The following is a 26,065-nucleotide window of genomic DNA, read 5'->3' on the forward strand; positions in this document are numbered from 1 at the left end:
TCAGTACTGGGGGCCGTCGGCGGCCGTCAGCTCCTCCAGGCCGGCCTCGTCCATGGTGTTGTCCGCGAAGCCCTCGTCCTCCAGGCCCGCCATCATCCCGCTCAGGATGGAGGCCAGGTCCAGCTCGGTCGCGCCGGACGGGGCCTCGATCGGCTCGGCCTTCCCGAACTCCGCCTTCAGCACGAGCTTGTCGCCCTTGTCCTTTGACAGCACGCCGAGGTCGACGGACGCCGAGTCGACAGCGCCGTCCTCGAGGAAGAAGTCGACGGACACCGCGCGCGCCGGGATGTCCCGGTAGTCCTTCGCCGTGGGCTTGGGCATCGAGGCCGGCAGGCCGAGGTCCTTCGTGTACGGCAGCACCGTGTCGACCAGGGCCTTCACCAGGCCGCGGGCGGACGCGGAGGCCGTCACCCGCACGAGGCCGTCCTTGCTGCCCTTGTCGCGCAGCTTCACCTCACGGGCCATGGCCTTCTTCAGGTCCTTCATGAGCTCCTTGCCGACCTCGGGCGAAAGGCTGGGCGTCCCGAAACCGGGCACGGCTCCCCCGGTCTTCTCACCGGCCCCCATTTCCTTCCCGAGCTTCTCGGCCTTCGCCAGGTCGAACTTCACCCAGCGGCCCTCGAACATGTCGCCCATCGCGCCGGCCTCCGGCGGGAGCTCGTTCGCCGACGGCATCTCCTCGCCGGAGAGTTCGCCGAACTTCTTCATGTCCATCCGGGTGTACGTGGCGTCCGTACCGATCGTCCGGACCTCGAACAGCGCACCGTCGGGGCCCTGGAGGGAGAGCTGCTGCCCGGTGATGTCCTTCTCGCCGGACTCGCTGATCGGCTTCTTCGACGTCATGTCGTACGTGAAGGTCATCCCGGAGATGAACTTCGCCGTCTTCGCATCCATCGGGTCGCCGGATGACTTGGTGAGGGCGACGAGCTCCGCCGGGGTCGCGTCGAGCCCGAGGGAGAGGTGGAGGGACTTCTGGTCCCCCAGGCGGTCGAACGCGTCGGTCAGCTTCGCTCCGGCCGACAGGTTCTCCATCGTTCCGCAGGCCGTGGCGCCGGTCGCTATCGCGGTCGCGCACAGGGCGGCGGTCAGGGCAGTACGGATGATGTGCTCCTTCGTCCGGTGGCGGCGTGATCGGTTCGATCACCCCTTTGGACGTATGGACGCGTGATCCGCCCGAAAGGTTGTACGGGCCAAGGTGTCGTACGGTCGGGGCATGCGCATTGTCATCGCCGGGGGTCATGGTCAGATCGCGTTGCGGCTCGAGCGGTTGCTCGCCGCGCGCGGTGACGAAGCCGTCGGTCTCGTCCGGCGGGCGGAACAGGCGGAGGATCTGGTCCGGGCGGGGGCGGAGCCCGTGGTCTGCGATCTGGAGGCGGCGTCCGCCGACGAGGTCGCGGGGCATCTCGCCGGTGCGGACGCCGCGGTGTTCGCGGCGGGCGCCGGGCCGGGCAGCGGGGCGGCGCGCAAGGACACCGTGGACCGGGGGGCGGCCGTGCTGTTCGCGGACGCGGCCGAGGCGGCGGGGGTGCGGCGGTTCGTCGTCGTGTCGGCGATGGGGACCGACCGTGAGCTGCCCGCGGGGACGGACGAGGTGTTCTCCGCGTATCTGCGGGCGAAAACGGCGGCGGACGACGACGTACGGGCGCGGACGGGCCTCGACTGGACGATCCTGCGCCCCGGACGGCTCACCGACGAACCGGGCACGGGGCTGGTCGAACTCGCCGATCGCACGGGGCGTGCGGAGGTCTCCCGGGACGATGTGGCGGCCGTGCTGGTCGCGTTGCTCGACGCGCCGGGGACGGCGGGGCGGACGCTCGATCTGATCGGGGGGTCCGTGCCGGTCGTCGACGCGGTGGCCGGGGTCGTCGACTGAGGCTGTTCGTACGGTAGTACCGTTCCGGGTATGTCCGATCTGCGCCTGTCCCAGCCCGCCGGGCGGTGGCTGCTCGCGGCCGTTGTCATCGGTTCGGGAATGACGTTCCTCGACGGCACCGTGGTCAACGTCGCGCTGCCCGCGATCGGGAAGGAGTTCGACACCTCCCTCGCGGGACTGCAGTGGACGGCCAACGGCTACACGCTGACCCTCGCCGCCCTGATCCTCCTCGGCGGGGCGCTCGGTGACCGCTACGGGCGGCGGAAGGTGTTCCTGATCGGTGTGGTGTGGTTCGCGGTGGCGTCGCTGCTGTGCGGGCTCGCGCCGGACATCGGGACGCTGATCGCCGCCCGCGCGCTGCAGGGCATCGGCGGTGCGCTGCTCACGCCCGGGTCGCTGGCGCTGATCCAGGCGTCGTACGCGCGGGAGGACCGGGCGCGGGCCATCGGCGCCTGGTCGGGGCTGGGCGGCATCGCGGGGGCGCTGGGGCCGCTGCTGGGCGGCTGGCTGGTGGAGGCGGCGAGCTGGCGGTGGGCGTTCTTCATCAACGTGCCGCTGGCGGCGGCGGTCCTGGTCATCGCGCTGCGTCATGTGCCGGAGAGCCGTGACGAGTCGGCGGGCGGTCGCTTCGACTGGGCCGGGTCGGGGCTGGGGGCGCTGGGGCTGGCGGGGCTGACATACGCGCTGATCGCGGCGGCGGAGGACGGGACGCCGGCCGTGGTGGTGGCGGCCAGCACGGTGGCCGGTGTGGTGGGGTGTGCGGCGTTCGTGATGTGGGAACGGCGCGTGAGGAATCCGATGCTGCCGATGTCCGTCTTCGCGTCGCGGCAGTTCACCGCGGCGAATCTGGTGACGTTCGCGGTGTACGCGGCGCTGGGCGGCGTGTTCTTCTTCCTGGTGCTGGAGTTGCAGGTCGAGGGCGGGGTCGGTCCGGTGCTGGCGGGGATGGCGCTGCTGCCCGTCACCGTGATCATGCTGCTGCTGTCTGAGCGGTCCGGGAAGCTCGCGCAGCACATCGGTCCGCGGATCCCGATGACCGTGGGGCCGGCGGTGTCGGCCGGGGGGCTGCTGCTGATGCTGCGGATCGGGGCGGACGCGTCGTTCGCCGTGGACGTGCTGCCCGCCGTGAGCGTGTTCGGGCTGGGGCTGGCGATCACGGTGGCGCCGCTGACGGCGACCGTGCTGGGCGCGGCGGACACCCGGCACGCGGGAGTGTCGTCGGGCGTCAACAACGCGGTGGCGCGGGCGGCGGGGTTGCTGGCCGTGGCGGCGCTGCCGCTGGTCGTGGGGCTGTCGGGGGACGACTACCGGGATCCGGAGGCCTTCGGGGACGGTTTCCGGGGGGCGGTGCTGGTGTGTACGGGGCTGCTGGTCGTGGGGGCGGTGCTGGCCTGGGCGACTATCCGGTCGGACGTGCTGGAGGACGGTGAGGGTGAGGCTGAGGCGCCGTTCCACTGTGCGGTGGGGGCGCCTCCTTTGCAGGCGCCGGATCATTGAGCTCGGCCGGGGGTCCGGGGGTTGTCCCCCGGGAAAGCGCAGCACTGTGCGGTGGGGGCGCCTCCGCTGCAGGCGCCGGACGCGCCGGAGCGCTCTTGAGCAGCCGCTGGCCCGCCGCCAGTACGAGGCAGAGGGCCGCCGTTACGGTCCAGAGGGGGCCCGGGCCCGCGTGTTCGAGGAGTTGGGTGCCGGTGACCGGGGCGGCGATGCCCGCGATGCCCCAGCTCGTGCCGTAGACGGCGAGATAGCGGCCGGTGGCGCCGGGCGGTGCGAGGTCGGCGACGAGGGCGAAGGCGCGGCCCATGACGAGGAGTTGACCGACGCCCCACAGCGCGGCCGACGTCAGCAGGACGGGCAGGGGGGCGGGCGTCGCGTAGCCGGCGAGGGCGGCGGCCATCAGGACGTGGCCGGCGGTCAGCGCCGCGGGGGCGGACAGCGCGGCGACGCGGGGCAGGCGCAGGAGTGGCTGGGCGGCGATCAGGGCGACGGCGGAGGCGGTGAACAGCAGGCCGGCGTCGGCCGGTTCGCGGCCGCGTTCCCCGAGGGCGAGCGGGAGCACGGTGAGCACCTGGAGGTAGATCAGGGCGAACGCCGTGCCGAAGGCCAGCAGGAGCAGCAGCCGGCGGTCGCGCCACGGCCTCGCGTCCGGCCGGCTTGCGGTGTCCTCGGCGCGGGGGCGGTCCGCGGGGAGGACGGCGTACAGGGCCGCGCCGCACAGGAGGCAGGTCGCCGCGTCGGCGACGAACAGCCAGCGCAGGTCCCAGCGGCCCAGCCCGGCCGCCAGCAGGCCCGCGCCGACGCCCCCGGCCGCGAGCGCGGCGTTCAGCAGCCCGTACGCGCGCACCCGCAGGCCGGGGCTCACGGCGTCGGCGATCAGGGCCTGGCTGGGCGGCTCGTACAGCTCGAAGACCAGCCCCAGCACCACCGCCCAGCACAGGGCCGCCGTCAGGCTGTCCGCCGCCGCGAGGCCGAGCTGGGCGACGGCGCTGGCGCCGAGGCCGAGCGCGATGGTACGGCGGGGGCCGAGGCTGTCGGCGAGCCGGCCGCCCACCAGCCGGGACGGGATGGTCGCCAGGCCGAAGGCGGCGGAGACCAGTCCGGCGACGGCGGGGCCGACGCCGAACCGGGTGCTGACGAGCACGGTGAGGAAGGAGATCGAGAACGTGCCGAGCTGATTGACGGTCCGCGCGGCGACGAGCAGCCAGACGGTACGCGGCACGCACCCTCCTCCGTGACTGGCTAATGCGATAACGTCAGTGACGTCATGCGCTCACCGTAATCCGAGGCGAGGTAACTGGTCAAGTGATGTTCGACAGTCACGTGACGGTGCTGCTGGACGCATCCGTCGCGCTGGTCAACGCCCTCACACCGGGCACCGCCCGCGGAAAGCCCTACGAGGTGCCCTCCGACCTCCCGGGGGCCGTCGCCGCCGCACTGCCCTCCGTCGACGCGGCGGAGGTCCAGGAACGGTCGGCGCTCTATCTGGCCCGTACGGCCGATCGGCTGCGTACCGTCTTCGAGGCGGCGGCGGCCGGACACGTGGACACGGCGGCGGCGGAGGTCAACGCCCTGCTGCGCGACACCGGCGCCCGTCCGCAGCTCGACCGGGCGCCCGGCGAGCCGTGGCAGCTGCACTTCCACGGGGCGGACGACAGCCTTGCCGTCGGCTGGAGCGCGGGCTGCGCCACGGGCCTGGCGCTGGCGGTGGGCAGCTCGCTCGCGGGCAGGCTGGGGGTGTGCGCGGCGGGCGGCTGCGACCGGGTGTACGTCGACACGTCCCGTAACGCGGGCCGTCAGTTCTGCTCGACGGCGTGCCAGAACCGGGTGAAGGCGGCGGCGTTCCGCGCCCGCCGCCTGGGGGCCTGACCGGTCAGCGGGACGCGAAGGGCTGGTCCGTCGGGACGATCTCCCGGCCCAGCGGGAGCAGCGAGATCGGAATCATCTTGAAGTTCGCGATGCCCAGCGGGATGCCGATGATCGTGACGCACAGCGCGATGCCCGTGGTGATGTGCCCCAGGGCCAGCCACCAGCCCGCCAGGACCAGCCACAGGATGTTGCCGATCATCGAGGGCGCGCCCGCGTCCCGGCGCTCGACGGTGGTGCGGCCGAAGGGCCACAGCGCGTAGCCCGCGATCCGGAAGGACGCCACGCCGAAGGGGATGCCGATGATCGTGATGCACAGGATGACACCGGCCAGCACGTAACCGAGGGCCATCCACAGTCCGCACAGGACGAGCCAGATCAGGTTCAGGAGCGTCTTCATGATCCCAGGGTCTCAGGATCCGCCGTCCCCGGCCAGGTACTTGAGGACCACCGGACCCCGACGCGACCCCGAGTGCCGCCCCTCACCGCTCGCCGCCGCCCGCCATGGCCTCCAGGCGGCGGATGCGCTCGGCCATCGGGGGGTGGGTGGAGAAGAGGCTCGCGCCGCCGCGGGCGCGGGGGCCGAAGGGGCTCGCGATCATCATGTGGCTGGCCGTCTCGATCCGCGGCTCCGGCGGCAGCGGCAGCTGTTTCGTGCCCGCCTCCAGCTTCCGCAGGGCGCTGGCGAGGGCCAGCGGGTCGCCGGTGAGCTGCGAGCCCGTCTCGTCCGCCGCGTATTCGCGGGAGCGGCTGATCGCCAGCTTGATGACGGATGCCGCGATGGGGCCCAGCAGCATGATCATCAGCATGCCGAGGGGGCCGGGGCCGTCGTTGTCCCGGCCGCCGATCGGGATCAGCCAGGCGAAGTTCGCCAGGAACATGATCACCGAGGCGAGGGCGCCGGCCACCGATGAGATGAGGATGTCCCGGTTGTAGACGTGCATCAACTCGTGCCCGAGGACGCCGCGCAGCTCCCGTTCGTCGAGGATCCGCAGGATGCCCTCCGTACAGCACACCGCCGCGTTGCGCGGGTCGCGGCCCGTGGCGAAGGCGTTCGGGGCGGCCGTCGGGGAGATGTAGAGCCGGGGCATCGGCTGGCGCGCCTGGGTGGAGAGCTCGCGCACGATCCGGTACATCTGCGGCGCCTCGATCTCGCTGACCGGGCGGGCGCGCATGGCGCGCAGCGCGAGCTTGTCGCTGTTCCAGTACGCGTACGCGTTGGTGGCCAGCGCGACGAAGAGCGCGATGATCAGGCCCCTGCGGCCGAAGGCGCTGCCGATGAGCAGGATCAGCGCCGACATCCCGCCGAGGAGCGCGGCTGTCTTCAGCCCGTTGTTCGACCGGTGCACTGTGCGCCCTCCAGGAAACGTGCCTCAGGGAGATGGGGCCTTGTCACACCACAAGTGGACCCTCCCTCTTTGGGCAACGCGAGGCGAGAGCGTGCGGTTCCCCTTGCCCGCGTGACCGGAATTACTCCGTACGGGTGATGTTCCCGGCGGTCGCCCGGGCATCGCCGCAGGTGGCGGCGTCAGCGTTCGTGCTCAGAGAAGTGCCTGGTCGGCGAACTTCAGGATCAGCTGCGGCGCTCCCGACAGGGCCAGCGCCACGACGGCGGCGACCGCCGTCGCCGCGCCGAGAACGCGTGGCATACGGACCTTCGCGGCGTCCTTCGCCGGCTCGCGGAACAGCTGCGCGGTCCAGCGCAGGTAGTAGTACAGCCCGACGACGACGTTCAGCGCCATCACCACCGCCAGCCAGCCCAGCCCCGCGTCGACCGCGGTGCCGAGGACGGCGACCTTCCCGAACAGGCCGATGACGCCGGGCGGCAGGCCCGCCAGGTTCACCAGGAAGAAGGCGAGCGCGAGGGCGGTGAGCGGGTGGGCGGCGTACAGGCCGCGCTGGTCGGCGATCCGGCGGCTGCCGGTGGCGGCGACCACCGCGAAGGCGCCCAGGTTCACCACGGCGTACATGAGGGCGTACGCGAGGGTCGAGCCGACGGCCCGCGACGGGTCGTCGGACCAGCCGGCGGCGGCGATGGGGACCAGCAGATAGCCGGCCTGCGCCACGGACGACCAGGCGAGCAGCCGCACCGCGCTGTGCGGGGCGTCCGCGCGCTGGCGGACGGCCGCCACATTGCCCGCCGTCATGGTGAGCGCCGCCAGCACGGCGACGACCGGCCCCCACACGTCGTGGTACGCGGGGAAGGCGAGGAGGGTGACGAGGATCAGCCCGGTGAACCCGACGGCCTTCCCGACGGCGGAGAGGAACGCGGCGATCGGCACCGGCGCGCCGACGTAGGTGTCCGGCACCCAGAAGTGGAACGGGACGGCGGCCGTCTTGAACGCGAAGCCGACGAGCGTCAGCGCCACGCCCACCGTCGCGAGCGTCTCCAGCCGGGGGTCCGTCTTCGCGAGCCCGTCGGCGATCACGTCGAAGTGCAGGCTGCCGGAGGCGGCGTACACGAAGCTGACGCCCAGGAGCATGACGGCGGTGGCGACGACGGACGACAGGAAGAACTTCAGCGCCGCCTCGGCGGACAGCCGGTCGCCGCGCCGCAGTCCGACGAGGGCGAACGCGGGGAGGGACGCCGTTTCGAGGGCGATGATCAGGGTCGCGAAGTCACGGGCGGCGGGCAGCAGCGCGGCGCCCGCGACGGACGACAGCAGCAGGAACCAGAACTCCCCGGCGGGGAGGCCCGTTTCCTTCACGTCGTGCACGCTGAGCAGGGCGGTCAGGACGGCACCGCCAAAGACCAGCAGCTGGACGACGAGCGTGAAACCGTCCGCCCGGTACGAGCAGACGTCCGGGGTGTCCGTCAGACAGAACGTGGCCCGGTGGTCGCCCACGAGGGGCAGCAGGCTGAGGGCGGCGGCCGTGAGACCGGCGATCGCGCCCCAGCCGAGGAGGTGTTTGCGCTCCGGCGGCAGGAACAGATCGGCCACCAGCAGCGCCAGGCCCGCCAGCGCGGCGATGACAGGGGCCGCGATCGCGACCCAGTCGACGGACTGGACCAGGGACATCAGCGGCCTCCCGCGAGGAGCTTCTGCACGGCGGGATCCGTCAGCCCGATGAGGGCCGCCGGCCACAGTCCGCCGAGGACGGTGAGGACGACGAGCGGCGTCCAGGCGGCGAACTCGTAGCCGCGTACGTCGGGCAGCTTCGGCACCTCGCCGGAGTGCGGGCCCATGCACACCCGGCGGACGACGACCAGCAGATACGCGGCGGTGAGCAGCGTGCCGAAGCCGGCGACCGCCATGAACGCGAGGAACGCGGGCCGGCTGAGCCCGTCCGCCGGGTCGAACGCGCCGAACATGGCGAGCATCTCGCCCCAGAACCCGGCCAGCCCCGGCAGCCCGAGCGAGGCGACGGCGCCGAACGCGAGCAGCCCGCCGAGGCGGGGGGCCTTGCCGTACAGGGCGCCCCGCGCGAGCTGGTCGAGGTCGGTGGTGCCGGTGCGGTCCTTGAGTGCCCCGACGAGGAAGAAGAGCAGGCCGGTGATCAGGCCGTGGGCGATGTTGGCGAAGAGCGCGCCGTTGAGGCCGGTGGGGGTGAGGGTGGCGATGCCCAGGAGGACGAAGCCCATGTGGCCGACGGAGCTGTAGGCGATGAGGCGTTTGAGGTCGCCCTTGGCGCCGGTGCGGGCCAGGGCGAGGCAGGCGAGGGATCCGTAGATGATCCCGACGACGCCGAAGGCCGCGAGGTAGGGCGCGTAGGTGTGGGCGGCGTCCGGGGCGACGGGCAGGACGAGGCGGACGAAGCCGTACGTGCCCATCTTGAGCAGGACGCCGGCCAGGAGCACCGAGCCGACGGTCGGGGCGGCGGTGTGGGCGTCGGGGAGCCAGCTGTGCAGGGGCCACATCGGGGTCTTCACGGCCAGGCCGAGGCCGATGGCCAAAACCGCGATGAGCTGCACGGATCGGCTCAGGTTGGACCCGTTGTCAGTGGCGAGTGCCACCATGTCGAAGGTGCCGCCCTTGATGCCGATGAGGAGGAAACCCAGCAGCATGATCACGGAGCCGAGCAGCGTGTAGAGGATGAACTTCCAGGCCGCCTTGGTGCGTTGCTGCCCGCCCCAGCGCGCGATCAGGAAGTACATCGGGATGAGGACCATCTCGAAGGCCAGGAAGAACAGCAGCAGGTTGAGGACGGCGAAGGTGGCGAGCATGCCGGACTCGAGGACGAGCAGCAGGGCCACGAAGGCCGTCGCGGAGGGGCCTTCGGGCTTGTTGAAGTAGCTGTAGATCGCGCACAGGAAGGTGAGCAGCGCGGTCAGTACGAGAAGGGGGAGCGAGACGCCGTCGATGCCGAGGTGCAGCCGGATGCCGAGCGCGGGGATCCAGCTGATGTCGGTGTCGGCCTGGACGGTCGCCGGGTGATCGTGGTCGAAGCCGGCGGCCAGTACGAGGGACAGGACGAACACGACACCGGTGACGGTGACGCCGTGCCGCAGCACCGCCTGCTCGGGGCTCTTGCCCCGCAGCCCGGGCGGGGCCGGCAGGAGCGCGGCGACCGAGCCGAGGAGGGGGACGACGACGATGGCGGCGAGGACCAGTTGCATGGCGGTGTCATTCATAGGTCAGCTCCCCGTGACGGCGACGACCGCGGCGACGGCCAGGACGAGTGAGCCGGCGAGCAGCGCGCTGACGTAGGTCTGCACGTTGCCGGTCTGGATCCGGCGGACGGCGGCGCCGAGCAGCCGGGGGGTGCCGCCGGCGCCGGCCACGTAGGTGTCGACGACCGCGCGGTCGAGGAAGCGGACCAGGCGGGCGGCGGCGCGGACGGGGCGGACGAACAGGGCGCTGTAGACGGCGTCGAGGTGGAAGCCGACGGCGGCCGGGCCGTGCAGGGGGCCGAGCAGTACGCGGCCGGGGTCCGGGGCGTGGGCGTCCGCGGTCTTCGGGGCGGCGGCCGTGCGGCGCCAGGCGGCGTACATCGCGAGGACGCCGACGACGGCCAGGCCGGTGCCGAGCAGGGCCGTGGTGAGCGTCGGTGTCAGGGATTCGCCGTCGAGCCAGTCGGGGATGCGGGTCACGGTGAGGCCGAAGCCGAGCGTGGGGATGAAGAGCACCCACAGGACGGCGTTCATCACGGCGGGCGGCTTGTGGTGCGCGTCGATCGCCGGGGGGCTGACGGCCTCGGGGTCGGGCTCGGCGGTGTCGTCGGTGCGCTCGGTCCGGGCCCCCCGCCCGTGGAACGCCAGCAGCCACAACCGCGTCGCGTACACGGCGGTGAGGAGCGCCGTCAGCAGCCCGGCGATCAGCACCGTCCAGGCGCCGGCGGCCGGTACGCCGTGGGCGCCTTCCACGGCGGCGTGCTCCGCGGCGCCCAGCACGGCCTCCTTGGAGAAGAAGCCGGCGAACGGCGGGATCGCGGCCAGGGCCAGTAGCGCGGCGGTCATCGTCCAGTACGCGTCCGGGACGGTCCGGCGCAGGGCGGGCATCTTGGCCATCGCGGTCAGCGAGTTGGTGCCGGCGGCGTGGATGATCACGCCGGCGGCGAGGAACAGCAGCGCCTTGAAGGCGCCGTGCGAGAGGAGGTGGAACAGCGCGGAGTCACGCGAGCCGACGGCCAGCGCGCCCGTCATGTAGCCGAGCTGTCCGACGGTGGAGTACGCCAGCACCCGTTTGATGTCGTCCTGCGCCAGCGCGGCCAGCGCCGAGCCGACCATCGTCACCGCGGCCATCACCGCCAGCACCACCAGCGCGGCGGCGGACGCGGCGAACACCGGCAGCAGCCGGGCCACCAGATACACACCGGCGGCGACCATGGTCGCGGCGTGGATCAGCGCCGAGACCGGCGTCGGGCCGGCCATGGCGTCGGGCAGCCAGGTGTGCAGCGGGAACTGCGCGGACTTGCCGGCCACACCGGCGAGCAGCAGCAGCGCGATCAGCGTGGGGTGGTCGAGTCCGGGCCCGGTGACGACGGCGGTGAGGATGCCGTTGATCCGGAACGTCCCGGCGTCGGCGGCCAGCGCGAAGATGCCGAACAGGAAGGGGACATCACCGAGCTTGGTGACCAGGAACGCCTTCAGCGACGCCGCCCGTGCCTCGGGCGTCTCCCAGTAGTGCCCGACGAGGAAGTACGAGCAGATGCCCATGATCTCCCAGCCGACCAGCAGCACCAGCAGATCGCCGGAGTAGACGACCAGCAGCATCGCGGCGGTGAAGAGGGAGACGAGGGCGGCGTACGACGGGTAGCGGGGGTCGTCGCGCAGATAGCCGGTGGAGTACAGCTGCACGCAGGTCGCGACCAGCCCCACGAGCACCGCGACCAGCACCGCCATGCCGTCCAGGTGCAGCGCCAGGTCGATCGGCACCGACCCGGTCTCCGTCAGCCGGGTCGCGGCGTCGACCGCCTCGTCCCCGCCCTGGCGCACGGCGACGAGCGCGGCCAGCACCGCGGCGGCCAGCGTCGGCAGCACGGCGAGCGGCCGGACCAGCCCCGGCGCCGTCCGGCCCAGCAGCAGCCCCGCGACGGCGCCGAGGAACGGCAGCAGCGGGACGAGGACGGCGAGGGTGACGGTGTTCACGCGGCGGCCTCCTCGGCCGGGAGCTGCGCGGGGTCGGGAACCGCCGGGGGCTCCGCCAGATCCCGCAGCCGGTCGACGTCGGACGTGCCCCGCGCCCGGTACACGGCCAGCACGATCGCCAGCCCGATGCCGATCTCCGCGGCGGCCACGGTGATCACGAACAGGGTGAGCGACTGCCCGGCGTGCAGGGTGTCGCGCAGCCAGACGTCGAAGGCGACGAGGTTCAGGTTGACGGCGTTGAGCATCAGCTCGACGGACATCAGCACCAGGATGGCGTTGCGCCGGGCGAGCACCCCGTACAGCCCGACGCAGAAGAGCAGCGCGGCCAGTACGGCCGGATACGCGAGATGCATCAGCGGTCCTCCCCCGCACCGTCAGCAGAAGGAGCCGTACGCCGGGACAGCACGATCGCCCCCACCAGCGCCGCCAGCAGCAGCACCGACAGCGCCTCGAACGGCAGCACCCAGTGCCGGAAGAGCGCGGCGCCCATGATGTCGGTCGTCCCCCGCGCCGGCGAGACGTCGATCCACGTACTGCGGAACGCGTCCACCACCAGCGTCACCAGCAGCCCCGCCGACACCACCGCCACCCCCAGGGCGACCGGCCGGTTCCCCGAGTCGGCGTCCGGCGAGCGGCCTATCGGCGCCCGGGTCAGCATCAGCCCGAACAGCAGCAGGACGACCACCGACCCGACGTAGATCAGCACCTGCACCCACGCGATGAACTCGGCGGTCAGCAGCAGATACTCCACCGCCAGCCCGCCCAGCGTGGCGACCAGCCACAGCGCGGAGTGCACCAGCTGCCGCGTGGTCACGGTCACCACCGCGGCCCCCAGCGTGACCAGCCCGACCAGCAGGAAGACGATCTCCACCCCGGCCGGCGAGAGAAAACCGCGGGTCTCCGCGGCGAGCGTGATCACGAGGAAGCCTCCGTGGCAGCCTTCTCCACGGCCTTGCGCGCCGCGGCGACCTCCTTGGGCTCCTCGGCGGCGGGATCCAGCGCCGGCGGCGCCGGTACGGTCCACATCCACTCGCGCAGCTTGTCCCGCTCGTGCGTCAGCTCACGGATGTCCTCCGTCGCGTACTCGAACTCCGGCGACCAGAACAGCGCGTCGAACGGACACACCTCGATGCAGATCCCGCAGTACATGCACAGCGCGAAGTCGATCGCGAACCGGTCCAGCACGTTACGGCTGCGCTCCCGCCCGCCGGGCGCGGCCGGCGGCACCGTCTCCTTGTGGGAGTCGATGTAGATGCACCAGTCCGGGCACTCGCGGGCGCACAGCATGCAGACCGTGCAGTTCTCCTCGAACAGCGCGATCACGCCGCGGCTGCGCGGCGGCAGCGCGGGCTGCGCCTCGGGATAGTGCGCGGTGTGCGAGCGGCGCGTCATGGTCCGCAGCGTGACAGCGAGGCCCTTGGCCAGGCCCCGGCCGGGGGTAGCCATCAGATCACCACCTTGACGATGCCGGTGAGCGCGATCTGCGCCAACGCGAGCGGAATGAGCACGGTCCAGGCGAACCGCTGGATCTGGTCTTCGCGCAGCCGCGGATACGTCACCCGCAGCCAGATCACGCCGAACGCCAGCACCGCCGTCTTCAGCAGCGTCCACAGCCACCCGACGCTGTCGCTGAACGGCCCGTGCCACCCGCCCAGGAACAGCACCGTGGTCAGCCCGCACAGGACGACGATCCCCGCGTACTCGGCGAGCATGAACAGCGCGAAGCGCAGCCCGCTGTACTCGGTGTACGCCCCGAAGATGATCTCCGAGTCGGCGATCGGCGCGTCGAACGGCGGCCGCTGCAGCTCCGCCAGCCCGGCGGTGAAGAAGACGAACGCCCCGACGATCTGCCACGGGATCCACCACCACTCGAACCCGTCGAGGATCCCGGTCAGCGACACGGTCCCCGCGGCCATGGCGACGCTCGCGGCGGTGAGCAGCATCGGCAGCTCGTACGCCAGCAGCTGCGCGGCGGTCCGCAGCCCGCCCAGCAGCCCGAACTTGTTGGCGCTGGCCCAGCCGCCCATCAGCGTGCCCAGCACCCCGGCGCCCATCACGGCCAGCACGAAGAAGATGCCCGCGTCGATCGCCTGCCCCACCCCGCCGCCGGGCGCGAACGGGATGGCGACGAGCACGATCAGGTACGGCAGCAGGGCGACGGCCGGCGCGAGCTGGAAGATGCGCCGGTCGGCGCCGTCCGGGACGACGTCCTCCTTCTGCGCGAACTTCACGCCGTCCGCGACGAGCTGCGCCCAGCCGTGGAAGCCGCCCGCGTACATGGGGCCGACGCGGCCCTGCATATGGGCCATGACCTTGTGTTCGGTCTGCCCGACGACCAGCGGGAGGACGAGGAAGACGAGGAGGACGCCGAGCAGCGTGACGATGACGTCGATGGCGTTCACTCGCCCTCACCTTCCTCCGGGGACGGCTTGTTCCACGGCGTGTCCCCCGGCCGCTGCGACGCCGACCCCTCCGACGCCGACCGCGCCCGCCGTACGGGGGCCGCCGCAGAAGATCCCCCGGAGGCCGTACGCGTCCGCCGGGGCCCGTCCGCCGCCGCCCGCGCCGTGCGCGCCGGGCGCGCGGGCGCCGGGGGCAGCTGGCCCTTGAGCGGTCCCCACTCGTTCGGGTCGGGCACCCCGGGCGGCAGCATCGTGCGCCGCTTGGGCCCGCCGTGCTCCGACTCCCCCGGCTCCTTGGCGCCGGGCCAGGCCTTGGCCACCCGGGCGGCGAGCACGAAGTCCTTGCGCAGGGGGTGGCCCTCGAAGCCGTCCGGCAGCAGCAGGGGTACGAGGTGGGGGTGGCCGGTGAAGTCGACGCCGAACATCTCGTGCGTCTCCCGCTCGTGCCACCCCGCGCCCGCGTACACGCCGGTCACCGACGGCAGGGAGGGCGCGTCGTGGGGCACGGTCGTACGGATCAGCAGCCTGCGCGGCGGCCGGCCGAGGGCGACCACATGGGCGGCGACACGGAAGCCCTCACCGGGCTCGTCCACGGCGCTCAGCCAGTCGAAGTAGGCGCAGCCCAGCTCGTCGCGGGCGGTACGCAGGGCGTCCGGCCACGACGCGGCGGGGACGTCGACGGTCAGCAGCTCGTACGCCTCGGAGGCGACGGCCCCCTCGCCGAACAGCTCCCCGGCGGCGCGCGGCAGCCAGCCGACGGGATCGGTCACGGCCGCTCACCCTCTTCGTCAGCAGACAAGGGCGGCGCGACCAGCGGGCTGCTCAGCGCCGCCGCCGACGCCCGCGGCCCCGACCCGGTCCCGTACCGCTCCCCCAGCGACTCGCGCGCGATCTTCTCCTGCAGCTTGAGGATCCCCTGCAGCAGCGCCTCGGGCCGCGGCGGGCAGCCCGGCACGTACACGTCCACGGGGATGATCTGGTCGACGCCCTTGGTCACCGAGTACGAGTCCCAGTACGGCCCGCCGCAGTTGGAGCAGGCGCCGAACGACACCACGTACTTCGGCTCCGGCATCTGCTCGTACAGCCGCTTGACCGCCGGAGCCATCTTGTCCGTGACCGTCCCCGAGACGACCATCAGGTCAGCCTGCCGGGGCCCGGGCGCCAGCGGGATCACGCCGAGGCGGATGAAGTCGTGCCGCGCCATGGACGCCGCGATGAACTCGATCGCGCAGCAGGCGAGGCCGAAGTTGAAGACCCAGAGGCTGTAGCGCCGCCCCCAGTTCAGGACGACCTTCATCGGCTCCGGCGCGAGGCGCGACAGCACCCCGAGCCGCTTGGGCTCGGGGAGGTCGACGGTCCGCGACTCGTCACTCACGTCCATTCGAGGACGCCCTTCTTCCAGGCGTAGAGGATGCCGACCGCGAGGAACCCCAGGAACACGAACATCTCGACGAGGGTCGTCCCGCCGTAGCCCTCCGTCGCGAAGACCGTCGCCCACGGGAAGAGGAAGATCGAGTCGACGGCGAAGATGACGTACAGAAAGGCGTAGACGTAGTACCTGACCTGGGTGTGCGCCCAGCCCTCGCCCACGGGATCGACGCCGCACTCGTACGTGAGGAGCTTCTCCGGCGTCGGTACGTAGGGCCGCAGCAGCCGCCCTGCGGTGAAGGAGACGCCCACGAAGAGCAGGCCGAGCACCGCGACGAGACCGACCACGGAGTAGCCGTGGAAGTACTGCACGCTGTCCTCGCTCCCTCTTTTCGACGATCTGTACGGGCAGGAGTGTAGGCCCTGCCCCTCTGCCGGCGAGTGGGCCGGGCCCGACTTGGTGGGGATAACCCCACCGGAGCGGGGCGACGAACCCCATGGACCGGGGCGCCCTCCAGACGGCACCCTTGGGGCATGACCGGCACCCACAGCGACGCGCTGCCTGCGCCCCGCGCTCCGCTCAGCGGCCAGACCTGGCGGGAGATCTGCTATCTCCTGATCAATCTGCCGATGACGATCGCGGGCTTCGTGTACGTCTCGGCCTGGCTGTACGCCGGGGTCGCGCTGTCCATCACGGTGATCGGTCTGCCACTGCTCGCCGGGGGCCTGGTGGGCGCCCGGCTGCTGGCGAAGGGCGAGCGGGGCATCGCGCGCGGGCTGCTCGGCGTACACGTCGAGGAGCCGACGCCGATCCGTGCGCGCACGCACGGCGGGCTGCTGCCGTGGCTGTGGGCGACGCTGAAGGATCCGGTGGGGTGGCGGGCGACGCTGTTCCAGGTGATACGGCTGCCGTGGGGGATCTTCACCTTCGCGCTGACGCTGGTGTCGCTGTTCGTGCTGTGGCCGTTCCTGCCCTGGCTGGCGCGCGGGATGTCGAACGTGGACCGGGCGCTGGTACGGGGTCTGCTGTCGCCGTCGGACGAGCTGGAGCGGCGGATCGCGGAGCTGGAGTCGGACCGGGGGGTGGTCGTCGACACGGCCGCCGCGGACCTGCGCCGTATCGAGCGCGATCTGCACGACGGGGCGCAGGCCCGCCTCGTGGCGCTGGCGATGGGGCTCGGCCTGGCGAAGGAGAAGCTGCTGGAGGACCCGGACGCGGCGGCAAAGATGGTCGACGACGCGCACGGCGAGGTGAAGCTGGCGCTCCAGGAGCTGCGCGACCTGGCCCGCGGCATCCACCCGGCGATCCTCACGGACCGGGGCCTGGGCCCCGCTCTCTCCTCGGTGGCGACGCGCTGCACGTCCCCCGTGAAGGTCACGGTGGACCTGCCGGTCCGCCCGGCGCCGGCGATCGAGGGCATCGCGTACTTCACGACGTCGGAACTTCTCCAGAACGTCTCGAAACACGCCCGCGCCACGTCGGCCACGGTGGACGTCTGGCGCTCGGACGACCGCCTCCTGATCCAGGTCGCGGACAACGGCCGCGGCGGCGCCTCCCTGGACGGCGGCTCGGGCCTCGCGGGCCTGGCGGAACGCCTGGGGTCGGTGGACGGCTTGTTCGTGCTGGACTCCCCGGAGGGGGGCCCGACGACGGTGACTGCAGAGCTGCCGTGGCGGGAGCGGTAGGGCATGTTTCTTGGCCGTGGTGCAGGGTTGAGCCCTCGCATCACGGCCACTTTGCGTGTCCGTGAATTCCAGCCCGTCCGGCGCTTGAGGACTCCGGGCGAAGCCCGAAACGCGTCAGCCGGCGCAACCGCCAGGTAGGGATAACCCCCGCCCCGAAAGACCGACGACCCACATAGCCCGCCGCAAGGCGAAACCGCACCCTGGATGCATGACGACGTACGAGACCCGCACCGCCAGGCCCCCCCGCCTCCCCCTCGCCGTGCGCGCCCCCGTGCAGGGGAGGACCTGGCGAGAATTCCTCTACCTCCTCCTCAACCTGCCGATGGCGATCGTCTTCTTCGTCTACGCGGTCACGATGCTCTGCCTGGGCGCCGGCCTCCTCATCACCTTCCTCGGCGTCCCCGTCCTGGCCGCGGCCCTGGCCGGCTGCCGGGGCCTCGGCGCCCTCGAGCGCGCGAGGGCCCGCGCCCTCCTCGACCTGGACGTCGCCGCCCCCGACCCCGTCCGGACGCGCGCCGGCCGGCGCGGGCTGCTGGCCTGGACCGGAGCTCTCTTCCGCAGCGGCAGCTCCTGGCGCCACCTGCTCTACGGCTTCGTCCACTTCCCGTGGGCGGTCTTCTCCTTCGCCGTCTCCGCGGTGGTGATGTTCAACGCCTGGGCCCTCTTCACGTACCCCCTCTGGATGTGGATCTTCCCGGCCCACTACGGCCAGGACGGCCTGCAGATCTACGGCGACGACCACGGCAACGCCTGGTACCTGGACACCCCCCTTGAGCAGCTCCTCGCCGTAGGCGCCGGCGCCGTGCTGGTGCTCGCCTCCCCCTGGCTGATCCGCGGCATGGCGTACGTGGACCGCGGCCTGGTCCGCGGTCTGCTGGGCCCCTCCAGGCTGGCCAGCCGCGTCACCGAGCTGGAGTCGGACCGCGGGGTCGTCGTCGACACCGCCGCCGCGGACCTCCGCCGGATCGAGCGCGACCTGCACGACGGCGCCCAGGCCCGCCTCGTGGCCCTGGCGATGGACCTGGGCCTGGCGCGGGAGAAGCTCCGTGAGGACCCCGAGGCCGCCGCGCGGATGGTCGGCGACGCGCACGGCGAGGTGAAGCTGGCCCTCCAGGAGCTGCGCGACCTGGCCCGCGGCATCCACCCCGCGATCCTCACGGACCGCGGCCTCGGCCCCGCCCTGTCCTCCGTGGCCTCCCGCTGCACGGTCCCGGTGACGGTCACCGTCGACCTGCCGGTCCGCCCGGCGCCGGCGATCGAGGGCATCGCGTACTTCACGGTCTCGGAGCTGCTGCAGAACATCTCCAAGCACTCCGGCGCCCGTACGGCCGGCGTCGACATCTGGCGCTCGGAGGACCGCCTGCTGATCCAGGTCACGGACGACGGCCACGGCGGCGCCACCCTCGACACGGGCTCGGGCCTGTCGGGCCTGTCCGAACGCCTGGGCTCGGTCGACGGCCTGTTCGTCCTGGACTCCCCGGAGGGGGGCCCGACGACGGTCACCGCGGAACTCCCGTGGCGGGACCGCTAGTCGACCGGCGGCTCAGCCGAGCAACAAGGCCACCCACACCACACCCGCGACGAGGGCCGGGGCGCCGAACAATACGAGGTGAAATCGGAAGACCCGAACAAAACGGTCGTATTCCTCCACCAGGATCGCCGGCCCGTCCACCCGATAGGCAACCTGAACGACCTCGGTCTCGGAGAACGGCGCCACACCCATCTGGTCCACCGACCGCACCCGACGCCGCCGCCCGTCCACCGCGGTGAACGCAACCTCGGAATACCAGGTTTCGCCGTTGGTGTGCACGCTCTCGCAGACCCCCGCGACCCGCTCTCCGTCCTGCATGAGTCCCTGCGCGGAACGGATCTTCACGAACGCCCGGGCAGTCAGGGCCCCCAGAACCAGAAAAAACACGAACGCGATGCTCATCGCACCTTCTTCGACTCGTCGGGGAGGTTCTTGAGCCATTTTTTGAACGGCTTGGTCAATGCCCTGCTGTACGGCGCGCGAAGCCTGTATTGGATGTCTGCGGGATCCCAGCCGAGCGCATAGTCCATGTTCTCGATGTGCGGGAGCTCCCGACGGAGCTCACCGATACGCCGCCCCAGGACTGAATCATCGGGATCTCCAAAGAACTGCCAGAAAACACTTTCGTCGGCCGCCGCATCCAGCGCCAGCGCGATATTCCGGTTCTCCTCGTCCGATTCGTCGCCGTGCACGAGGAAGAGCACGAGCGTAGGACGCGGGTCTGCGGCATTCTCCTGAACGATCGCCTCGATGAGCGCGGGAACCGATCGGCGTTCGAACAGCCTCAGCTCTTCGCTGGAACGCTGGATCGCATGCGGGGGCGGAGCATCGGCGAGGAGTGGCTTCTCGGGAATGCGGAACCAGTCCTGGATGAACGCTGCCAGATCCGATCTTTCTGGAGGCGGAAGCCGGTGAGCGCTCTCGGTATAGAGCCAGAACTGAAGATCGCCGGCGGGATTCAAAAGCCGCTGGACGGCTACCGCACGCTGCGCGACAAAGGCAAGATACCCGGACTCGAAGTACCAGCGGGAGTCACCGGGCAACGCCACTACGATCCGAGGGCCCCGATCCCGCCCTCGCACACGCCTGACAGCCAGTTTCTCGGCCCGTGTAGGGCACAGAAGATCCCCCATGGCCCACGAGGCTACACCGGCGTATTCGCCGCACACCAGACGATGGAAGAGAGGGGATGACGGGATTTCCCGTCAACAGGAATCCCCACTTCACGGACGAGAAGACCCCGGGCCGCGATCCCCCCGGCCAAGCGTCAGCCGATCACACCCGGAACGCCCTGCAGGACACTGCGGATCCCCCCCGCTCTCGCGCATCCATCGGCACCCCTCGGACGTCTGTGGAACGAGGACGTCCCGGAACGGAAGCGCCCGGGCCGCGGCCCCCGCCGAAGAGCCCGGCGTAAAACGGGACATGACATCCGCCGGTGCCTGCGCCGCCCCCGCGGGAGTGGGATGCTTGTCAGCGGCACACAAGCCGATGCGGGGGGCATGGTTGATCGTGGAGGAGAAACGCGTGCGGGTGGTCATCGCCGAGGACTCGGTACTGCTTCGGGAGGGGCTCACCCGGCTGCTGACCGACCGCGGGCACGAGGTCGTCGCGGGGGTGGGTGACGGGGACGAGCTGGTGACGACCATCCGGGGGCTGGCGGGCGAGAGCAGTCTGCCGGACGTGGTCGTCAGTGACGTACGGATGCCGCCGACGCACACCGACGAGGGGCTGCGCGCCTGCGTCCAGCTGCGCAAGGAGTATCCGCGGCTGCCGGTGCTGGTGCTGTCGCAGTTCGTCGAGGAGCAGTACGCCACCGAGCTGATCGCCGGGTCCAGCCGAGGGGTCGGCTATCTGCTGAAGGACCGGGTGGCCGAGGTGCGCGAGTTCACCGAGGCCGTGGTGCGGGTCGCCGAGGGCGGGACCGCGCTGGACCCCGAGGTCGTGGCGCAGCTGCTGGGGCGCAGCCGCAAGCAGGACGTCCTCGCGGGGCTGACGCCGCGCGAGCGGGAGGTCCTGGGTCTGATGGCCGAGGGGCGGACGAACTCGGCGATCGCCCGGTCGCTGGTCGTCAGCGACGGCGCGGTGGAGAAGCATGTGAGCAACATCTTCATGAAGCTGGGCCTGGCCCCGAGCGACGGCGACCACCGCCGGGTGCTCGCCGTCCTCACGTATCTCAACTCCTGAGCACACGGGCGAGATGACCCGGTTTGTCCGTGGTCCTAGAACCAAGGTCCTAGAGGGAGCGTCATCAGCTGTGTCACGCCTGGGGGCGAGCAGAACGTGGCACAGCGTGTCAAACCTCCACGTCTCACCCCTGTCCAGCATGCGATCAGGGCAGGGAAGGGCACCCTTACCGCCGTACGATGTGCTGTGGAGCTAGTGAACGGCGCCACCGCTGTGAGCCGTCATCTCGAGGGAGGTCCTGAACAGTGACCACATCGGCCATCGGAGAACAGCGCGGCCCCGAGGAGAAAGAGGTCAAGCGCCTCGACCGGGTCATCATCCGTTTCGCGGGTGACTCCGGCGACGGTATGCAGCTGACCGGGGACCGCTTCACCTCCGAGACGGCGTCCTTCGGCAACGACCTGTCGACGCTGCCGAACTTCCCCGCCGAGATCCGCGCGCCCGCGGGCACCCTGCCCGGGGTGTCGAGCTTCCAGCTGCACTTCGCGGACCACGACATCCTGACCCCCGGTGACGCGCCGAACGTGCTGGTGGCGATGAACCCGGCGGCGCTGAAGGCGAACATCGCGGACGTGCCCCGGGGCGCGGAGATCATCGTCAACACGGACGAGTTCACCAAGCGCGCCCTGGCCAAGGTCGGCTACGCGGTCAGCCCCCTGGAGGACGGCTCGCTCGACGGCTACAGCGTGCACCCGGTGCCGCTGGGGACGCTCACGGTGGAGGCGCTGAAGGAGTTCGGCCTCTCCCGCAAGGACGCCGACCGGTCGAAGAACATGTTCGCCCTGGGCCTGCTGTCCTGGATGTACCACCGCCCCACCGAGTCCACGGAGGCCTTCCTCCGCCAGAAGTTCGCGAAGAAGCCCGACATCGCGGAGGCGAACATCGCCGCGTACCGCGCGGGCTGGAACTTCGGCGAGACGACCGAGGACTTCGCCGTCTCCTACGAGGTCGCCCCCGCGTCGTCGGCGTTCCCGCCCGGCACGTACCGCTCGATCTCCGGGAACCTCGCCCTGTCGTACGGCCTGATCGCCGCCGCCCGCCAGGCGGACCTGCCGCTCTACCTGGGCTCGTACCCGATCACCCCGGCCTCCGACATCCTGCACGAGCTGTCGAAGCACAAGAACTTCGGCGTCCGCACCTTCCAGGCCGAGGACGAGATCGCCGGCATCGGCGCGGCCCTCGGCGCCGCGTTCGGCGGCTCCCTCGGCGTCACCACCACCTCGGGCCCCGGTATCGCCCTGAAGTCGGAGACCATCGGCCTGGCGGTGTCCCTCGAGCTGCCGCTGCTGGTGATCGACATCCAGCGCGGCGGCCCGTCCACCGGGCTCCCGACGAAGACCGAGCAGGCCGACCTGCTCCAGGCGATGTACGGCCGCAACGGCGAGGCCCCCGTCCCGGTGATCGCCCCCGCCACCCCGGCCGACTGCTTCACCGCCGCCCTGGACGCCGCGCGGATCGCGCTGACGTACCGGACGCCGGTGCTGCTGCTGTCCGACGGCTATCTCGCCAACGGCTCCGAGCCGTGGCGGATCCCCGAGACCGACGAGCTCCCCGACCTGCGCGTACAGTTCGCGACCCAGCCGAACCACACGCTGGAGGACGGTACGGAGACGTTCTGGCCGTTCAAGCGCGACCCGGAGACCCTGGCCCGCCCCTGGGCCGTCCCCGGCACCCCCGGGCTGGAGCACCGTATCGGCGGCATCGAGAAGGCCGACGGCTCCGGGAACATCTCGTACGACCCCGCGAACCACGACTTCATGGTCCGCACCCGCCAGGCCAAGATCGACGGCATCCAGGTGCCCGACGTCGAGGTCGACGACCCCAGCGGCGAGGCGAAGGTCCTGGTCCTGGGCTGGGGCTCCACCTACGGCCCGATCACCGCCGCGGTCCGCCGCGTGCGCCGGGAGGGCCAGACCGTCGCGCAGGCCCATCTGCGCAACATCAACCCCTTCCCGCGCAACCTGGGCGAGGTGCTGAAGCGCTACGACAAGGTCGTCGTCCCCGAGATGAACCTCGGGCAGCTGGCGGCCCTCGTCCGCGCCAAATACCTCGTCGACGCCCATTCGTACAACCAGGTCAACGGGATGCCGTTCAAGGCCGAGCAGCTCGCCACCGCCCTGAAGGAGGCCATCGCACATGGCTGACACCGCCACGGACGCGCCGGTGATCGACGCGCTTTCCCTCGTGCCGAAGTCGGACGCCCAGCAGTCCATGAAGGACTTCAAGACGGACCAGGAGGTCCGCTGGTGCCCCGGCTGCGGCGACTACGCCGTGCTGGCCGCCGTCCAGGGCTTCATGCCCTCGCTCGGGCTGGCGAAGGAGAACATCGTCTTCGTCTCCGGCATCGGCTGCTCCTCCCGCTTCCCGTACTACATGAACACCTACGGGATGCACTCGATCCACGGCCGCGCCCCGGCGATCGCCACCGGCCTGGCGACGTCGCGCCGGGACCTGTCGGTGTGGGTCGTCACGGGTGACGGCGACGCGCTGTCCATCGGCGGCAACCACCTCATCCACGCGCTGCGCCGCAACGTCAACCTCAAGATCCTCCTCTTCAACAACCGGATCTACGGGCTGACCAAGGGCCAGTACTCGCCGACCTCCGAGCTCGGCAAGATCACCAAGTCCACCCCGATGGGCTCCCTCGACGCGCCGTTCAACCCGATCTCGCTCGCGATCGGCGCGGAGGCGTCCTTCGTGGCCCGGACGGTGGACTCGGACCGCAAGCACCTCACGGAGGTGCTGCGTCAGGCCGCCGCCCATCCCGGGACGGCGCTGGTGGAGATCTACCAGAACTGCAACATCTTCAACGACGGCGCCTTCGAGCTGCTGAAGGACAAGACCCAGGCGCAGGAGGCGGTCATCCGCCTCGAGCACGGTCAGCCGATCCGCTTCGGCACCGACGGCGCCAAGGGCGTGATCCGGGACGCGGCGACGGGCGACCTGAAGATCGTCGACGTCACCCCGGAGAACGAGTCCCGGATCCTGGTCCACGACGCCCACAACCCGTCCCCGACCACGGCCTTCGCCCTCTCCCGCCTCGCCGACCCGGACACGCTGCACCACACGCCGATCGGCGTCCTGCGCTCGGTCGACCGCCCGGTGTACGACACGGAGATGGCGGAGCAGCTGGACGCGGCGGTGGAGCAGAAGGGCAAGGGCGAGCTGGCGTCGCTCCTGTCCGGCGGCGACACGTGGACGGTCGTCGGCTGACGCCTCTTCGCACGACCCGATCGGGAGCCGGAGTCCTTCTCCGGCTCCCGATCGTCGTTTTACGGGGTCCAGACGGCGAAGACCACGCAGGACAGGGAGGTGCCGATCATGGCGCAGCGGTTCCAGACGTAGAAGGCGTCCGGGTAGGGCGAAGCCGAGGGATAGAACGCCGCGCGCAAGGCCCGCCAGCGAGACGACGGGACGAGGGCCATGAGGAACATCAGCACGGCCAGTACCCACAGCACGACATTCAGGGCCGCCACGCTCATCTCTCCACCTCTCCGGTCACCGAATCGCCCGGGAGGGACGGTCGTTCACTCCGGCGAACCGACCGCGAGCGTAGCGCGATCTCCTTACGAAAGGTAATCGTGTGATCGCAATGTGCTACCTAGGCGTGGCGGCCACCGCAGGCTTCGTGCCAGACGCGTCACACCCCCGGGGCCGAGGGCCGACGGTAAGGACCCTGGCTCCGAGACGGACATGACATCGGACGTTTCGCCAGCTACCGTCGTAAGGCTCTCCGTTCGTCGCGACCCAGGAAGGGGCTGCCGTGCAGTCATCCGCCCACCAGACACGACTGGGGCTGATATACGGCTTCGCGGCCTACGGCGCCTGGGGCGTCATCCCCCTGTTCTGGCCGCTGCTGAAGCCGGCGGGGGCGGCGGAGATCCTGGCGCACCGGATGGTGTGGTCGCTCCCGGTGTGTCTGCTGATCCTGCTTGCGCTGGGCCGCTGGTCCTGGATACGCCCGCTGCTCCGGCAGCCCCGGCGGCTCGCCCTGATTGCCGCGTCCGCCGCGGTGATCACGGTGAACTGGGGGGTGTACATCTGGGCGGTGAACGACGGCCGGGTGGTCGAGGCGGCCCTGGGGTACTTCATCAACCCCCTGGTCAGCATCGCGTTCGGCGTGGTCCTGCTGCGGGAGCGGCTGCGCCCCCTGCAGTGGGCGGCGGTGGCGACCGGCGGGATCGCCGTGGTCGTGCTGGCCGTCGGGTACGGGCGGCTGCCGTGGGTGGCGCTGACGCTGGCGCTGTCGTTCGGTACGTACGGGCTGCTGAAGAAGCACGTGGGGCTGGAGGGCGTGGAGGGGTTCGCGGCGGAGACCGCGATGCAGTTCGTCCCGGCGACGGCGTTCCTGGTGTACCTCACGGCGCGGGGGGACTCGACGTTCACGACGGAGGGTGTCGGGCATCCGCTGCTCCTCGCGAGCTGCGGCATCGTCACGGCGGCCCCGCTGATCGCCTTCGGCGCGTCGGCGGTGCGGCTGCCGCTGTCGATGCTGGGGATGCTCCAGTATCTGGCGCCGACGCTGCAGTTCCTCCTGGGCCTGCTCTACTTCCACGAGTCGATGCCTCCGGAACGCTGGGCGGGCTTCGCCCTGGTCTGGGCGGCGCTCACCCTCCTGACGTGGGACGCCCTGCGTACGGCCCACCGCGGCCGGGCCGCCCTGCGCGCGGCGGTGGCGTCGCGGCCCAAGGAGGCACCGGCGGTGGCACCCCCGGTGGCGGACCGGGCGTAGCGCTCCTGCGGTACGGTCGGCCGTGTGACGACGCCGAGTTCCCGGCCGTACCGGACCCCCGCCGAGGACCCCACCTGGGCCACCGTCGCCCGCCTCGTCGACTGGCTCGACGCCCACTGCTCCGACCTCTCCCCCGAGGCCGCCCGCCTGCTCCGGATCCTGAAGATCACGGAGGAGGCCGGCGAGGTCGCCGAGGCCGTCCACGGTGCCCTCGGCAGCAACCCCCGCAAGGGCGACAGCCACACCTGGGCCGACGTGGAGCGCGAGCTCTGCGACGTCATCCTGACGGCCATGGTCGCCCTGCGCTCCCTCACCCCGGACGCCGGACAGCGGTTCGCGGACCACCTCGGTCACGTGGCCGGGCGGTCGCTCGGAGGGTGACCGCGCCGGGAGGCCG

The 26,065-nt window shown here is 71.4% G+C and carries 27 protein-coding genes; 10 read left to right on the forward strand and 17 right to left on the reverse strand.

Going from position 1 to position 26,065, the window contains the following annotated elements; translation table 11 throughout:
• Positions 1–1,032: a hypothetical protein gene (locus SRB5_RS17585; protein WP_153453031.1), complete on the reverse strand. Its 1,032-nt coding sequence runs from the start codon at positions 1,030–1,032 to the stop codon at positions 1–3.
• A gap of 181 nt (positions 1,033–1,213) precedes the next feature.
• On the opposite strand from SRB5_RS17585, the gene SRB5_RS17590 reads away from it, so the two are divergent.
• Both SRB5_RS17590 and SRB5_RS17595 read left to right on the forward strand, forming a co-directional pair.
• On the forward strand, positions 1,214–1,873 hold the full coding sequence (locus SRB5_RS17590) for an SDR family oxidoreductase (RefSeq protein WP_153453032.1): 660 nt from the start codon (positions 1,214–1,216) through the stop codon (positions 1,871–1,873).
• A 30-nt stretch (positions 1,874–1,903) separates the two neighbouring features.
• Complete coding sequence (locus SRB5_RS17595; protein ID WP_153453034.1) at positions 1,904–3,370, forward strand: MFS transporter; 1,467 nt, start codon at positions 1,904–1,906, stop codon at positions 3,368–3,370.
• On the opposite strand, the gene SRB5_RS17600 is transcribed toward SRB5_RS17595, so the two are convergent.
• Positions 3,273–4,589, reverse strand: coding sequence for an MFS transporter (locus SRB5_RS17600; RefSeq protein ID WP_323378053.1), 1,317 nt, complete (start codon positions 4,587–4,589; stop codon positions 3,273–3,275). The genes SRB5_RS17595 and SRB5_RS17600 overlap by 98 nt on opposite strands.
• An 86-nt stretch (positions 4,590–4,675) precedes the next feature.
• Between SRB5_RS17600 and SRB5_RS17605 the strand changes: the two genes are divergently transcribed.
• Positions 4,676–5,236, forward strand: a complete 561-nt coding sequence (locus SRB5_RS17605) for a CGNR zinc finger domain-containing protein (RefSeq protein ID WP_153453036.1) — start codon at positions 4,676–4,678, stop codon at positions 5,234–5,236.
• 4 nt (positions 5,237–5,240) lie between these two features.
• On the opposite strand, the gene SRB5_RS17610 is transcribed toward SRB5_RS17605, so the two are convergent.
• The 12 genes from SRB5_RS17610 to SRB5_RS17665 form a co-directional block, all read right to left on the reverse strand.
• Positions 5,241–5,633, reverse strand: a complete 393-nt coding sequence (locus SRB5_RS17610) for a YccF domain-containing protein (protein ID WP_153453037.1) — start codon at positions 5,631–5,633, stop codon at positions 5,241–5,243.
• An 82-nt stretch (positions 5,634–5,715) separates the two neighbouring features.
• Positions 5,716–6,582 (reverse strand): zinc metalloprotease HtpX, encoded by an 867-nt coding sequence (gene htpX / locus SRB5_RS17615; RefSeq protein WP_323378054.1) that lies wholly within the window; start codon positions 6,580–6,582, stop codon positions 5,716–5,718.
• Between the two features lie 192 nt (positions 6,583–6,774).
• Positions 6,775–8,253: an NADH-quinone oxidoreductase subunit N gene (locus SRB5_RS17620; RefSeq protein WP_153453039.1), complete on the reverse strand. Its 1,479-nt coding sequence runs from the start codon at positions 8,251–8,253 to the stop codon at positions 6,775–6,777.
• Positions 8,253–9,806, reverse strand: a complete 1,554-nt coding sequence (locus SRB5_RS17625) for a complex I subunit 4 family protein (protein ID WP_153453041.1) — start codon at positions 9,804–9,806, stop codon at positions 8,253–8,255. The genes SRB5_RS17620 and SRB5_RS17625 overlap by 1 nt, the downstream gene beginning before the upstream one ends.
• Positions 9,807–9,809: 3 nt before the next feature.
• Positions 9,810–11,762, reverse strand: a complete 1,953-nt coding sequence (locus SRB5_RS17630; protein WP_323378055.1) for an NADH-quinone oxidoreductase subunit 5 family protein — start codon at positions 11,760–11,762, stop codon at positions 9,810–9,812.
• Positions 11,759–12,115, reverse strand: a complete 357-nt coding sequence (gene nuoK, locus SRB5_RS17635) for an NADH-quinone oxidoreductase subunit NuoK (RefSeq protein ID WP_153453043.1) — start codon at positions 12,113–12,115, stop codon at positions 11,759–11,761. Before nuoK ends, SRB5_RS17630 begins: the two co-directional genes overlap by 4 nt.
• Complete coding sequence (locus SRB5_RS17640) at positions 12,115–12,678, reverse strand: NADH-quinone oxidoreductase subunit J family protein (RefSeq protein WP_323378084.1); 564 nt, start codon at positions 12,676–12,678, stop codon at positions 12,115–12,117. Before SRB5_RS17640 ends, nuoK begins: the two co-directional genes overlap by 1 nt.
• The gene (locus SRB5_RS17645) at positions 12,678–13,208 is read right to left on the reverse strand and encodes a NuoI/complex I 23 kDa subunit family protein (RefSeq protein ID WP_153453045.1); all 531 of its coding nucleotides are present in this window, start codon (positions 13,206–13,208) and stop codon (positions 12,678–12,680) included. Before SRB5_RS17645 ends, SRB5_RS17640 begins: the two co-directional genes overlap by 1 nt.
• Positions 13,208–14,164 carry a complex I subunit 1/NuoH family protein gene (locus SRB5_RS17650; RefSeq protein ID WP_323378056.1) on the reverse strand — a complete coding sequence of 319 codons (957 nt, stop codon included), beginning with the start codon at positions 14,162–14,164 and terminating at the stop codon, positions 13,208–13,210. The genes SRB5_RS17645 and SRB5_RS17650 overlap by 1 nt, the downstream gene beginning before the upstream one ends.
• Positions 14,161–14,934, reverse strand: a complete 774-nt coding sequence (locus tag SRB5_RS17655; protein ID WP_323378057.1) for an NADH-quinone oxidoreductase subunit C — start codon at positions 14,932–14,934, stop codon at positions 14,161–14,163. The genes SRB5_RS17650 and SRB5_RS17655 overlap by 4 nt, the downstream gene beginning before the upstream one ends.
• Positions 14,931–15,545, reverse strand: a complete 615-nt coding sequence (locus tag SRB5_RS17660) for an NADH-quinone oxidoreductase subunit B (RefSeq protein ID WP_153453047.1) — start codon at positions 15,543–15,545, stop codon at positions 14,931–14,933. The genes SRB5_RS17655 and SRB5_RS17660 overlap by 4 nt, the downstream gene beginning before the upstream one ends.
• On the reverse strand, positions 15,536–15,904 hold the full coding sequence (locus tag SRB5_RS17665; protein WP_323378058.1) for an NADH-quinone oxidoreductase subunit A: 369 nt from the start codon (positions 15,902–15,904) through the stop codon (positions 15,536–15,538). The genes SRB5_RS17660 and SRB5_RS17665 overlap by 10 nt, the downstream gene beginning before the upstream one ends.
• 162 nt (positions 15,905–16,066) lie before the next feature.
• Here SRB5_RS17665 and SRB5_RS17670 point away from each other — a divergent pair, with 162 nt between their 5' ends.
• Together SRB5_RS17670 and SRB5_RS17675 are read left to right on the forward strand one after the other, a co-directional pair.
• A complete protein-coding gene (locus tag SRB5_RS17670; RefSeq protein WP_153453049.1) occupies positions 16,067–17,218 on the forward strand; it encodes a sensor histidine kinase in 1,152 nt (383 codons plus the stop codon).
• A gap of 208 nt (positions 17,219–17,426) precedes the next feature.
• Positions 17,427–18,749, forward strand: coding sequence for a sensor histidine kinase (locus SRB5_RS17675; RefSeq protein ID WP_153453051.1), 1,323 nt, complete (start codon positions 17,427–17,429; stop codon positions 18,747–18,749).
• Between the two features lie 12 nt (positions 18,750–18,761).
• Here the strand turns inward: SRB5_RS17675 and SRB5_RS17680 are convergent, their stop codons facing one another.
• Together SRB5_RS17680 and SRB5_RS17685 are read right to left on the reverse strand one after the other, a co-directional pair.
• Complete coding sequence (locus SRB5_RS17680) at positions 18,762–19,151, reverse strand: hypothetical protein (protein ID WP_153453053.1); 390 nt, start codon at positions 19,149–19,151, stop codon at positions 18,762–18,764.
• Complete coding sequence (locus tag SRB5_RS17685) at positions 19,148–19,792, reverse strand: VWA domain-containing protein (RefSeq protein ID WP_194292949.1); 645 nt, start codon at positions 19,790–19,792, stop codon at positions 19,148–19,150. Before SRB5_RS17685 ends, SRB5_RS17680 begins: the two co-directional genes overlap by 4 nt.
• Positions 19,793–20,276: 484 nt before the next feature.
• Here SRB5_RS17685 and SRB5_RS17690 point away from each other — a divergent pair, with 484 nt between their 5' ends.
• The 3 genes from SRB5_RS17690 to SRB5_RS17700 all read left to right on the forward strand — a co-directional run bounded on the left by SRB5_RS17690 (position 20,277) and on the right by SRB5_RS17700 (position 24,149).
• The gene (locus tag SRB5_RS17690) at positions 20,277–20,936 is read left to right on the forward strand and encodes a response regulator transcription factor (RefSeq protein WP_323378059.1); all 660 of its coding nucleotides are present in this window, start codon (positions 20,277–20,279) and stop codon (positions 20,934–20,936) included.
• A gap of 245 nt (positions 20,937–21,181) precedes the next feature.
• Positions 21,182–23,080, forward strand: a complete 1,899-nt coding sequence (locus tag SRB5_RS17695; RefSeq protein ID WP_323378061.1) for a 2-oxoacid:acceptor oxidoreductase subunit alpha — start codon at positions 21,182–21,184, stop codon at positions 23,078–23,080.
• Positions 23,073–24,149 (forward strand): 2-oxoacid:ferredoxin oxidoreductase subunit beta, encoded by a 1,077-nt coding sequence (locus tag SRB5_RS17700; RefSeq protein WP_153453057.1) that lies wholly within the window; start codon positions 23,073–23,075, stop codon positions 24,147–24,149. The genes SRB5_RS17695 and SRB5_RS17700 overlap by 8 nt, the downstream gene beginning before the upstream one ends.
• A gap of 59 nt (positions 24,150–24,208) precedes the next feature.
• On the opposite strand, the gene SRB5_RS17705 is transcribed toward SRB5_RS17700, so the two are convergent.
• The gene (locus SRB5_RS17705; RefSeq protein WP_153453059.1) at positions 24,209–24,412 is read right to left on the reverse strand and encodes a hypothetical protein; all 204 of its coding nucleotides are present in this window, start codon (positions 24,410–24,412) and stop codon (positions 24,209–24,211) included.
• A gap of 287 nt (positions 24,413–24,699) precedes the next feature.
• Between SRB5_RS17705 and rarD the strand changes: the two genes are divergently transcribed.
• Both rarD and SRB5_RS17715 read left to right on the forward strand, forming a co-directional pair.
• The gene (gene rarD, locus SRB5_RS17710; protein ID WP_323378062.1) at positions 24,700–25,668 is read left to right on the forward strand and encodes an EamA family transporter RarD; all 969 of its coding nucleotides are present in this window, start codon (positions 24,700–24,702) and stop codon (positions 25,666–25,668) included.
• A 24-nt stretch (positions 25,669–25,692) separates the two neighbouring features.
• Positions 25,693–26,049 (forward strand): MazG-like family protein, encoded by a 357-nt coding sequence (locus SRB5_RS17715; protein WP_323378063.1) that lies wholly within the window; start codon positions 25,693–25,695, stop codon positions 26,047–26,049.
• Positions 26,050–26,065: the final 16 nt, after the last annotated feature.

This window comes from Streptomyces smaragdinus (assembly GCF_009604385.1).
GTDB classification, from domain to species: Bacteria; Actinomycetota; Actinomycetes; order Streptomycetales; family Streptomycetaceae; genus Streptomyces; species Streptomyces smaragdinus.